Origin of the sequence: Colwellia sp. MB3u-45 (assembly GCF_014077005.1) — a bacterium.
In the GTDB taxonomy this organism is placed as follows: domain Bacteria; phylum Pseudomonadota; class Gammaproteobacteria; order Enterobacterales; family Alteromonadaceae; genus Cognaticolwellia.
In genome coordinates, this window is sequence record NZ_JACGVC010000041.1 from 102,084 (window position 1) to 112,620 (window position 10,537).

General features: G+C 37.4%; 12 protein-coding genes. 4 read left to right on the top strand and 8 right to left on the bottom strand.

What is annotated here, in order from left to right; genetic code table 11:
- Positions 1–45 precede the first annotated feature (45 nt).
- The 5 genes from H4J41_RS04275 to H4J41_RS04295 all read right to left on the bottom strand — a co-directional run bounded on the left by H4J41_RS04275 (position 46) and on the right by H4J41_RS04295 (position 3,671).
- Positions 46–1,149 (bottom strand): hypothetical protein, encoded by a 1,104-nt coding sequence (locus tag H4J41_RS04275; protein ID WP_182136063.1) that lies wholly within the window; start codon positions 1,147–1,149, stop codon positions 46–48.
- 776 nt (positions 1,150–1,925) lie between these two features.
- Positions 1,926–2,156: a glutaredoxin family protein gene (locus H4J41_RS04280; RefSeq protein ID WP_182136064.1), complete on the bottom strand. Its 231-nt coding sequence runs from the start codon at positions 2,154–2,156 to the stop codon at positions 1,926–1,928.
- Between the two features lie 91 nt (positions 2,157–2,247).
- Positions 2,248–2,859: a fumarylacetoacetate hydrolase family protein gene (locus tag H4J41_RS04285; protein WP_182136065.1), complete on the bottom strand. Its 612-nt coding sequence runs from the start codon at positions 2,857–2,859 to the stop codon at positions 2,248–2,250.
- 56 nt (positions 2,860–2,915) lie between these two features.
- Positions 2,916–3,266 (bottom strand): hypothetical protein, encoded by a 351-nt coding sequence (locus H4J41_RS04290; protein WP_182136066.1) that lies wholly within the window; start codon positions 3,264–3,266, stop codon positions 2,916–2,918.
- Positions 3,267–3,365: 99 nt separating this feature from the next.
- Positions 3,366–3,671, bottom strand: coding sequence for a hypothetical protein (locus H4J41_RS04295; RefSeq protein ID WP_182136067.1), 306 nt, complete (start codon positions 3,669–3,671; stop codon positions 3,366–3,368).
- Between the two features lie 353 nt (positions 3,672–4,024).
- On the opposite strand from H4J41_RS04295, the gene H4J41_RS17710 reads away from it, so the two are divergent.
- The 3 genes from H4J41_RS17710 to H4J41_RS04310 all read left to right on the top strand — a co-directional run bounded on the left by H4J41_RS17710 (position 4,025) and on the right by H4J41_RS04310 (position 7,582).
- Positions 4,025–5,533, top strand: a complete 1,509-nt coding sequence (locus H4J41_RS17710) for a HAMP domain-containing sensor histidine kinase (RefSeq protein ID WP_182136068.1) — start codon at positions 4,025–4,027, stop codon at positions 5,531–5,533.
- On the top strand, positions 5,533–6,105 hold the full coding sequence (locus H4J41_RS04305; RefSeq protein ID WP_182136069.1) for a hypothetical protein: 573 nt from the start codon (positions 5,533–5,535) through the stop codon (positions 6,103–6,105). Before H4J41_RS17710 ends, H4J41_RS04305 begins: the two co-directional genes overlap by 1 nt.
- 103 nt (positions 6,106–6,208) lie before the next feature.
- Positions 6,209–7,582: a sigma 54-interacting transcriptional regulator gene (locus H4J41_RS04310; RefSeq protein ID WP_182136070.1), complete on the top strand. Its 1,374-nt coding sequence runs from the start codon at positions 6,209–6,211 to the stop codon at positions 7,580–7,582.
- 288 nt (positions 7,583–7,870) lie between these two features.
- Here the strand turns inward: H4J41_RS04310 and H4J41_RS04315 are convergent, their stop codons facing one another.
- From H4J41_RS04315 to H4J41_RS04325, 3 genes are all read right to left on the bottom strand, one after another.
- The gene (locus H4J41_RS04315; RefSeq protein WP_182136071.1) at positions 7,871–8,344 is read right to left on the bottom strand and encodes an FKBP-type peptidyl-prolyl cis-trans isomerase; all 474 of its coding nucleotides are present in this window, start codon (positions 8,342–8,344) and stop codon (positions 7,871–7,873) included.
- 106 nt (positions 8,345–8,450) lie between these two features.
- The gene (locus tag H4J41_RS04320) at positions 8,451–9,161 is read right to left on the bottom strand and encodes a pseudouridine synthase (protein ID WP_182136072.1); all 711 of its coding nucleotides are present in this window, start codon (positions 9,159–9,161) and stop codon (positions 8,451–8,453) included.
- A 28-nt stretch (positions 9,162–9,189) separates the two neighbouring features.
- Positions 9,190–10,083, bottom strand: a complete 894-nt coding sequence (locus H4J41_RS04325) for a mechanosensitive ion channel family protein (RefSeq protein ID WP_182136073.1) — start codon at positions 10,081–10,083, stop codon at positions 9,190–9,192.
- A 291-nt stretch (positions 10,084–10,374) separates the two neighbouring features.
- Here H4J41_RS04325 and H4J41_RS17805 point away from each other — a divergent pair.
- On the top strand, positions 10,375–10,537 hold a 163-nt coding region (locus H4J41_RS17805; RefSeq protein ID WP_182182384.1), incomplete at its 3' end, for a helix-turn-helix domain-containing protein.

Below are 10,537 nucleotides of genomic sequence, written 5' to 3' on the forward strand. Positions count from 1 at the left end.
GCTAAATATGTTTGTAGTCCGACGTAGTATTTCAAAGCTTATGCTTTAAATAATGATACTTGGCGGTTGAAATTGTTTTAAATAACCATGTTGCAATAATTGCCCCATACTTAACTCTGTTGTTTTTTCGCCATAACTGCCTGTGCCGCTGAGCGCTTTGTCTATGCTTTGGTTAAACCAATCATTATTGGCAAATAAGGTAATAGCTCCAACACTGTTGGCTTGATCATGTAACGAACTTGGTAATTGGCCATACGTTTCACTCTGCACTGGGTAACCATTTTTCATATCATCAATAGCTTCAATAACATTTAACAAAGCAAAAATCACATTCAAATAGGGATTGTACTGCTCACTCGATGCACCTAGCCTGTGTTCAATCCTTGCGGTTTTATGCCAATTATTCTGACTCACGATGACCTTGTTTTTATCATCATATAATAGTGGCTCAACACCCATTTTTTGATTGTGTTTACCAATGTCTCTGTACAAGGCAATACTGCCTTGATGCCCGCCAGAAATATCAACAGGGGAGCACAGCTCTTGTGCTAAGCCATATTTCGATTTTAATACTAATCGCTCAAAAGCTTCTTCTTCTGGCAAATAAATTAAGCAGCAGGCTAAACTTGTACGCAAAAAATGTTGCTGTAAACATTCACCAAAATCACCAGAAACCAGCAAGTTTCTTCCACTTACATCTTGTACGCTAACATTAATTTGTACCGCATTAGGGATATGTACCGCACGGTTATCGCCACTAAAAATACTTTCACAACCAGCAGCCAACTTGCCATGGTCACCCGCCCAAATAACAGGCTTAATAAGTGTTTTTGTCGCGCCTTGAACAGCGAACAGTTTCGGCAATATTTCAATAGCGCGACTAAGGTTTTGTGCTTCTTTTAATGGACTTTGACCATTAAAAATCGACACATACTCCCATTGATTACTCCAATACTCAGCAACCACTTCACCATCAATACCCAGTGCTAATAAATTTCTATTCACCTGCCTATAATCTATATGCTTATCTTTTGGCTTTTGATAACACCCTTCCAGTTCAAAGTGTATTAATGCGCGAAAGCCGCGTTTATTGATGTATTCTTGCAGACCAGAAATTATGGCTTCTGCGAGCCTATTTAAACTATTCATAATGGATAAATACTTGAACGTTGATATTTTGAATATACTTGGATAATAGGAAAAATTATAGCTAAGTGACTAATAATTTAGTTATACGTAGTAATGATGATTTAGGATTAAAAAACTTTAACTTGATTGTTATTCTGGTATTTTGCTCGATATAAAGCTTGGCCAGTATTGAGGTAAAACTGAGCAGTATTTTCAGGTTGGGACGACAAGACAAAAAAATGTCGCAATCTTGAGACTAGCAGTCACAATAGCTTATACCAATTTCATTAATTAGGTGGTCTACTTTATACGCAGGGAAAATGACCAAATATAAGGCATTTATTTTAATAACTAGTTGTTCTAATTATTAAATAAATAACGCAGTAGTTGGTTGTTTTAACCAGTAAAAATGATCAGATAATTAGTGAGATTGGTATTAATGTTATTTATCTATTTTTTGAGTGAGGAGTTGACCATAAGTTGCTCAACAATGTTTGACTGTGACCTTGTTTGACTGTGATTTTGTTTAACTCTGACTTTTGACGTTAAACTCGTACTTGCAACAATATTTTTTCTGGGTAGCACACAGAGACACGGCTACGCTAATACTAGCAAAAATATCACTTTGGCGAAGAAATGCTCAAAAAAATTTTCCAAACTTCTCAATAACATCATCACTAATGGGCGAGCCATAGTGATGATATGTTTTTGATTATTTTCAATGTCGATTAAGAATGTCGATTAAGAATACGATAATAAAGGTACTTTTTGTGGTTTCAGTATGGGTCTGTTGGGGATTAATTACCTTGATAGAGCTCATTGAAGCTTTTAACGTTAAAGCCTTTAAGAACTTGATTGCCGACTTTTAATACCGGCACACCACGTAAGTTTAATTTGGCAAACTCTTTCTGGCCTGCTGGCGTCTTTACATTGCACAAACGAAACGCAATATTTTTTTCTTCAAGGTAACGTTTTGCCGTCTGGCAATGTGGGCAATTAGTCATGGTATAAAGCGTGATACGTTGCATAAAGTGAGTTTTAAACAGTTAATTTACTCAATTATCGCATAGAATGAGCCTAAAACACTCATTCCCGTGAGATATTATTATTGGTTACAAGCTAAGTTGCTTGCCATTGTTTAGTCACTAAGACCTTATCTTGATGCAGTATTCGCCCTTCAAAAACATCACCCGATACCACTTCACCGACACCGGCAGGTGTGCCTGTCATCACAATATCGCCGTCTTCTAGGGTAATAAAAGAACGAATTTCATCCAATATGGCTTGCGGTGAATGTAACATCATCGCTATTGAAGCAGATTGTCGGCATTCACCATTGATCAAAAGCGCTAACGATAGGCATTCATCAATAACATCTATCGTCACAAAATCGCTAAATAGTGCAGAACCTGTAAAGGCTTTAGCGCGCTCCCATGGCAAACCTTTAGCTTTTAACTGAGTTTGCAAGGCTCTTTTAGTCAAATCTAAACCTATAGCAAGGGCAGAAAATTTACCTTGTTGATATAAAAAACAAAGCTCAGCTTCATAATGCAAGGTTTCTTGATGGTAAGAGCAAAGTTGCTCACCAATAGCCGCATTAGGTTTCATAAATAACACCATATCATCAGGAACTTCATTACCTAGTTCGCTAATATGTAGAGCATAATTTCGACCAACACAAATAATTTTAGATGGTGTAATATAAGTATTATTAACTTTAACCGAATTCATTAGACAGCCTTTAATATATGTTAACGCACCATGCTAAGCGCAATCAGTGCCAATAACTATACTATAACTAATTTTAACTCGGGTTTAACACAATTTATTGGTGGCACTTTAACTGTATCTGAAGATTTTCGTTGTTGCTTAAAACGGTCAAAACTTACGGTTTCAAGTCCTAATTGCTGACTCATTTTCCCAAAGGTTTGATAGTCTTCACGTGTGAAGTCATCATCTTCACGAGTCAGCAGACCATCAATATATGCGCTGTCACCATTTAAGGCAATATTGGCAACAGCAGTGTAAGGTTTACCAAAATCCTCAACGCGTATTGCGCGTACCGATTTCACTTCAAAAATCCATTTATCAATTTTAACATAACGGGACAAACTATCTTCAGAAGACTGGTTTTTCATGTGGGGAAATCCTTAAAGTCAGTAAAAATGATCGACTGTTTGGTTAAAGAAAACACTAACAGTCGAAAAAAAAAGCTATTAACAGACAAAAATTATTTTTTATAATAAATGCTTTTTCATCTTAGCTAGGTATTGGTTAAATTCTTCTTCATTAATTTCTGTATCACCATTAATATCGAGCTGAACAAAAACTTTTGTTAATGTCTCATTTTTAGCTAATTCATTTGCACTTAAGCTATTACTATTATCGACATCATAATCTGTGACTAATTGAGAAAAAGTGGCTGTAGGCTCTGCCACTTTAAGCGTTGTTTTAGTAACATCATTGTTAGCAAAAGCAAGGTTTGATGCCAGTGATGCGACAACAACAGTGATAGACAGTTTTTTTAAGCTCATATTATTCATATCTGAATCCTTTTAATTAATAGCACATCAAGAAATATGCCGACCATGGCCCGTGCCACTTACAATAGATACTTAGCACATCTCATGCCAAAACATAGGTCATTGATTTTTATATATTTAAATAACCTGCTTAACTAGTCAATGTCTCCAATTAGCAACAACTTGTCTGCACCATAATTTATATATAGTGAATGGCACTGGCTAAATTATAAAATACACATAAAAAACAAGAGTTTAAAAAAATAAAAAGCTGTCAGTACTATTGTCTCCGTATTGAGACAGCATTGTTTTTTTTGCGTTTTTAGCTAACACTATATAAATGTTTATAAGGAAAAAAGGCCCAAGCACACATTGTGAGCAATTCAACCACACTCGCCAGTAAAGCGCATAATAGAAATTTGTCGATAAAAAGCTTATCAATAAAGTCATTAACCTTATTAGGCTTTGGTTTAGTCGCTTTACCTCTGGTCATTGCTTTAATTTTTGGTGCCTCACAAGTCAATACGCTTGCTAAAAAAAGTGCCAGTGCAATTACCGGTATTACGGAGATATTGGATCAGCAACAATTACTGAAAAGTAGTCAAATCAAACTAGAGCGCAGTGCTGCGCAATATTTAGTACTGCGAGATCCAGCTTTAGCAAACAGTTATAATGAGCAGTGCAAGCAAATATTACACTTAGCTCAACAATTAATTGCGGCAAGCCAAGACCAAAAATTACAACTATTGGTCGCTGAATATGCCCAAACTGTTACGGCACTGATTGAACAGACCATGCCAGAAGCTGTACAAAAATCGCCTACTGACAGCACAATCATCAAGCCAATACAGGTCAAATTTAGTGCCCTAAATATGACCTATGAGCAAATTACTCAGCGAAGTGGTGAACTTAACACCTTGCATATCACAAATATTAAACAGGCCGCGCAAGCTGTTCGCGATATTATGATCCAGAGTTTAGTTATTATTCCTATTAGCCTACTTATTGCGGCTGTATTTATTTTCTTAATCACTAGCCCACTTAAAGTGCTTACCCAGAGTATTTTTCAATTACAACAAGGGCATTTTGATCATGAGATCAAAGTAACAGGCTCGCCAGAAATTCAAGAAATAGCACTAGCCCTGGAAAGCATGCGTACACGTTTACAAGCATTAGAGTTACAAAAATCGAGCTTTATTCGCCATATATCACATGAATTAAAAACCCCCCTAGCAGCCATTAGAGAAGGCACAGAGCTGTTATATGATAATAGTGTTGGTGAACTCAATGCCGAGCAACAAGAAATTTCTCACATTATTAAAGACAGCGTCTTTCGCTTACAAAAGCATATTGAAGACTTACTCGATTTCAATATTGTCCTCGACTCAACCAGTTTACAAGATTCCAAATTGATACAAATTAATGAGGTAGTCTATCAAGTGATTGCAGAGCAAAAATTAGCTATAAAACGTAAAAAACTTATCCTTAATAATAAGCTGAGTGATATCGCTCTTTTTAGTAACCGTAAACAAGTAGCGGTTATTATCGACAATATTTTGTCCAACGCGATAAAATATTCACCGGATGAAGGCGTGATAGATATTTCGTCGGCACTAGTAGATGGCCACTTGCAGCTCTTTATTAGCGATCAAGGCATGGGGATTGCTGAGGGAAATAAAGACAAAATATTTGATGCTTTTTATCAAGGTCCGCCACCTGAGCAAAATTTAATCAAAGGTAGTGGTCTCGGCCTCACCATAGTTAAAGAACTCATACTGCGCCTTAATGGCGATATTGAATTTTTGGCTGCAAAAAGTGACCAACAAGGGACTAAAGTAAAAATCACCTTACCACGCGCTTTTCGCCAAGAGGAATCCGTTTAATGGCTCATTTACAGCGATTTTCATCCGCAATGAAAGTACTAAGCATAGGGTTACTGTTGTTATCTGGTTGTCAACTCATGACCAAACACGATAATAGCAGCACAAGTTATGGTGAGTATTACCTAATATTACAACAACTTAACCAACAACAACTAACCAATGAGGTTAGTAAGCAACAAAAAACACTTGAAAAACCAACAAAAAAAAACAGCCAGATGCACTATGACGCACAAATAAAACTCCTGCTACTTTATAGTCTACCTACGTCACCTATTTACAATGTTTTCAACGCTAAAGTATTGTTAAATGAATTGAACAGTGAGGATGAAAATGCCGCACTCGCTAATATCAACCCAAGCGATCAGGCTTTTATTTCCTTATTACGCGATCAATTAAATCAATGTTTACTGATGAGAAGTCGCTTGCTCGCCCAGCAACAAGAGCTTCAACAAGCACAACGACAGCAGGCAATAAAACAGCAAGAAACCTTAATCGAACAAGTGAAGTTATTAGAACAAACCATTAAACAATTAAAAAATATTGAACAAGCTATTGATAAAAGAGATCAATAATTGCTAGTTAAAGGCACTATTAAGTGCACTAGCGATTATTGATCAATTTAAGTTCTATTTTTAGCCATATATTTTAGCCATAGATAAGCACCGAGAATAACCCATGACCAATCTTAATTCAGCTGCCGTTAAAACAGACAATAAAATTCTAATCGTTGATGACGATCCTAGCTTGCTGCGACTACTTGCTATACGTTTGGCTGCAGCAGGCTATGAAGTTGAGTCAGCAAAAAATGCCAAAATAGCCCTAGGCCGTCTCGAGAGTTTTCATCCACAATTAGTGATCAGCGATCTTAAAATGGAAGGCATGGACGGCATGGCACTATTTGAACAAATAAGAGCTAAGCACCCCCATATTCCGGTTATTATCATGACTGCCCACGGCACTATTCCTGATGCAATCAATGCCACTAAACAAGGGGTTTTTAGTTTTCTCACCAAGCCTTTTGAAAGTAAAGAACTACTGGAAATAGTACAACAAGCCATTCGTCTGCAACCGGCAGAACTCAACCACAACCAGGCTGATAACCAATGGCGTGATAAAATTATTAGTCGTAGTACTATTATGGAGTCGCTTCTACAGCAAAGTAAGCAAGTGGCAAGAAGTGATTTTAGTTTACTTATTCAAAGCCAAAGTGGCACAGGCAAAGAGCTGTTGGCAAAAGCGATTCATTTGGCAAGCCCTCGACACCAACAAACATTTACCGCTATTAACTGCGCTGCTATTCCAGAGCAGCTGCTAGAATCTGAATTATTTGGTCATATCAAAGGCGCATTTACCGGCGCGGAAAAAAATCATATTGGCTTATTTCAAGCAGCAGATGGCGGTACACTCTTTTTGGATGAAATTGGTGATATGCCCATGAGTTTTCAGGTAAAACTACTACGTACCTTGCAAGAACGAGAAATACGCCCCGTGGGTAGCACACAAGCGATTAAAGTTGATGTTAGGATTATTTCAGCAACCCATAAAAATTTACAGCAAGCCATTATTGACAAAACATTTCGTGAAGACTTGTATTACCGACTCAATGTCGTTGAGTTAGAGTTGCCACCTTTGTCTGAACGTCGAGAAGATATCCCATTACTTGCACAATATTTTTTAAGTCAGTCTGCAGACCAGTCACACATTAATATTACTGGTTTTTCGCAAGAAGCCATGGAAGTGTTGATCAGCGCAACATGGCCAGGCAATATCAGACAATTACAAAATGTTGTTGAGCAAACACTTGCGTTGTCTACTGAACCATTAATCAGCGAAATGTTGGTAAAGAATGCACTGCGCGATAACACCACGATTTTACCGTCATTTGTCCAAGCCAGAGATAAATTTGAACGCGATTACCTTGCCAAGCTGTTAAAAATTACGGCCGGGAATGTTTCAAAAGCAGCAAAAATAGCACAAAGAAATCGCACCGAATTTTACAAATTGCTTAATCGCCACCATCTTTCAGCAGAGGCCTTTAGGGAAGAATAGAGTAAGCCATTTGAGAATACAGCATTCGCTGCTATGAAGTAGTTTGGATAGCTAGATGTAGGCGTTTGCTATAAAACCTTAAGCCAAAGCAAAACCAAGAGTGAGGTAAAATAAAGCGCCATGACAAGCCGTGGCTGGTAGGTATGCTATCAAGTTAAGCGTTAAGCAAGGACTAACTCAAGCCAATAACCATTATTTTAGTAGCGCGTTGGCAACAGTCTTAACAAGCTGTTAAAACTGTTTTTGTTATTTAATATCAGTCATTGAATCAGGCGGGAGTTAAGTGTTCTACTCAATAGCCAGTAATTCAACATCGAAAATCAATAATGAGCCAGGCGGAATTTTACCTGCCGCACTATTACCATAACCTAGCTCTGCCGGTATAAATAAACGGGTTTTCTCACCCACTACCATTAGCTGTAAACCTTCTGTCCAGCCTTTAATCACTTGATTTAAGCCAAAACTAATCGGTTCATTTCTTTCAACTGAACTGTCGAAAACTGTGCCATCAAGTAAAGTGCCGTGATAATGCACTTTTACTTTTGTGCTTGCCATGGGATGAAGGTCACCCTGTCCTGAGGTTAATACCTGATACTGCAAGCCAGAAGCTGTTTCAATCACACCGGTGACTTGTTTATTATTTTCTAAAAACTCTGCCGCTAGCACAGCATTAACTTTTGCCACTTCACGATTAGCATTATTGCGTACAAAGAAACTGACGATTAAGGCCAGTACAATAATTAGCATAATATACTTAAACATTCTTATTCCTTATTATTATTTTTTATGGTTTTTTGCATTGTTTGTTGTGATTGTTGTGATTGTTGTAGTGATTTTCCGCCTTAATATTTAGGCATTAAAAAGCGTTTTATTTATTAATATTATTAACCTCGAGCGCGGTTAGCTTTCTGCTTAGCCCAACAGCTAAGTGCTGATCAAGTTGCAAATTGCCAATTGAGCACCGGTGCAAAGCCATCACTGGGTTACGAAAACGACCAAACATGCGCTTAATTTGATGGTAACGTCCTTCAATAATCTCAACTTGTGCCCGATAGTCGGATATAATAGTTAATTTTGCAGGCTGAGTCATAATGTCCTCAAACGCAAAATACATACCTTCGGCAAAAGCGGCTATATATTCGGCGGTAAGTTTATTTTGCAAGGTTACTATATAACGTTTAGTTATTTTTTTCTCAGGCAAAGTTAAGCGTTCTGACCAACGGCTATCATTGGTCATTAACAGCAAACCAGAAGTATTAAGATCAAGTCGGCCGACAATATGCAGTTCATTTTTAAACGGATAGTCAAGTAAATCAAGCACTGTTTTATGCTTTGTATCGCGGGTTGCACTGACAACCCCCACAGGCTTATTCAGCATAATATAATAGGCGCAATTAGCTTGGATCACTTTACCGTCCAAGGTGATATGGCTAAAAGTATCAATAATTTCATCAATATCATGAGCGACTATATCATTGACCAATACTCTCTTTTGCGCCAATATTAGTCGCACACTTTTGCGATTAACCTGACAATATTGTGCCAAAAATCGATCCAGCCTAGCCTTATTTAACGCCATAATAAAGCCGGTATAAACGGCATCATAATCACACTACATCCTTAATAAGATGAACATCGCGTTGCGGGAATGGAATTTTAATATTGGCTTTATCTAACGCTAAATAAATTTCTTTATTCGCTTCATATTTAGCACTGTATAAATTTTCCGTTGGGGTCCACAAGCGCACCGCGATGTTAATAGCACTATCAGCAAAAGCATCTATACCAATCAAAGGCTTACGGGCTTTACTGACAATATCTAACTGTCCAATCACCTCTTCAAGCAACGCCACCACCGCTAACGGGTTTTCGCTATAATCAATGCCAACACTTAACTCTAACAAAGAGTCATGGCTTGAATTATGTAATATTTCACCCACGATATGTTTATTCGGAATGGTAATTTCAACATTGTCTTCATCTGACAAAATCGTGTATGCCAGTAAAACTTCTTTAACTAGCCCAGTAACACCACGCACCGTAATCGTATCACCCACCACAAAAGGACGAATAATAATAATATTAAAACCGGCCGCATAGTTAGCTAGCAAGCCTTGCAGAGCTAAACCAGCACCTAATGAAATAGCACCTATAGCGGCAATAAATGGCGTAACACTAATGCCTAATTTCCCTAAAGAAATGATGGTTATCATCACTACAATTAACATTTTACTGGTGTTCGCTAAAAAGCGACTCAGGGTGACATCAAGCTTATGTCGCTCACATAATTTCAGCACGACAGTCGCTATTTTACCTGCAAAAATGTAACCAATAATGAAGATGATAAACGCACCAATTAATTGAAAACTGTAATTGGTGAAAAACTCAACAATGATATTGTAAATACGACCCACTTGATCAATTTCATCTTTAAGTAAATTGACGGGGTCTAAGGTTTTACTTATCTGCTCTGTTGCGCTTGAGCTGCTAGATTCAGCCATAAATTAATTCCATATAGTTACGTTACTCAGTTTGTCTATATTACGACAATTTACCGCTACATTTGCATTATTATTAGGAATTAAACCGTGAATTTAAACCTTGTACTGACTTTTGCTAACCTGAACATTTAAATCGGTACTCACCACCCCAAACCTTCGTACTGCTTATACCATTTTGATTAAATTTGTGATCTAATTAGTTTTATTTTTCATACATTAATATCAGTAGTTATGATCACACTTGAATCCATTGATTTTTAATCCCTTATAGCAAAAGAAACTAATGGGCGAATGCGGGTTCGTTTGATGGCGCTTTCTCATATAAAAGGAGGGGCTAATAATTCACAAACCGCAAGAAACCTTCATATTAGCCGTCGTATTGTTAATGACTGGGTTAAAAGGTTTTATGAACAAGGTCTTGATGGTTTAAAAGAAAAACCTCGCTCTGGACGAC

Excerpts from the sequence above, each read along its gene's own strand:
- H4J41_RS04275 (WP_182136063.1), bottom strand. The coding sequence starts at position 1,149 with ATGAATAGTTTAAATAGGCTCGCAGAAGCCATAATTTCTGGTCTGCAA.
- H4J41_RS04280 (WP_182136064.1), bottom strand. The coding sequence starts at position 2,156 with ATGCAACGTATCACGCTTTATACCATGACTAATTGCCCACATTGCCAG.
- H4J41_RS04285 (WP_182136065.1), bottom strand. The coding sequence starts at position 2,859 with ATGAATTCGGTTAAAGTTAATAATACTTATATTACACCATCTAAAATT.
- H4J41_RS04290 (WP_182136066.1), bottom strand. The coding sequence starts at position 3,266 with ATGAAAAACCAGTCTTCTGAAGATAGTTTGTCCCGTTATGTTAAAATT.
- H4J41_RS04295 (WP_182136067.1), bottom strand. The coding sequence starts at position 3,671 with ATGAATAATATGAGCTTAAAAAAACTGTCTATCACTGTTGTTGTCGCA.
- H4J41_RS04305 (WP_182136069.1), top strand. The coding sequence starts at position 5,533 with ATGGCTCATTTACAGCGATTTTCATCCGCAATGAAAGTACTAAGCATA.
- H4J41_RS04310 (WP_182136070.1), top strand. The coding sequence starts at position 6,209 with ATGACCAATCTTAATTCAGCTGCCGTTAAAACAGACAATAAAATTCTA.
- H4J41_RS04315 (WP_182136071.1), bottom strand. The coding sequence starts at position 8,344 with ATGTTTAAGTATATTATGCTAATTATTGTACTGGCCTTAATCGTCAGT.
- H4J41_RS04320 (WP_182136072.1), bottom strand. The coding sequence starts at position 9,161 with ATGGCGTTAAATAAGGCTAGGCTGGATCGATTTTTGGCACAATATTGT.
- H4J41_RS04325 (WP_182136073.1), bottom strand. The coding sequence starts at position 10,083 with ATGGCTGAATCTAGCAGCTCAAGCGCAACAGAGCAGATAAGTAAAACC.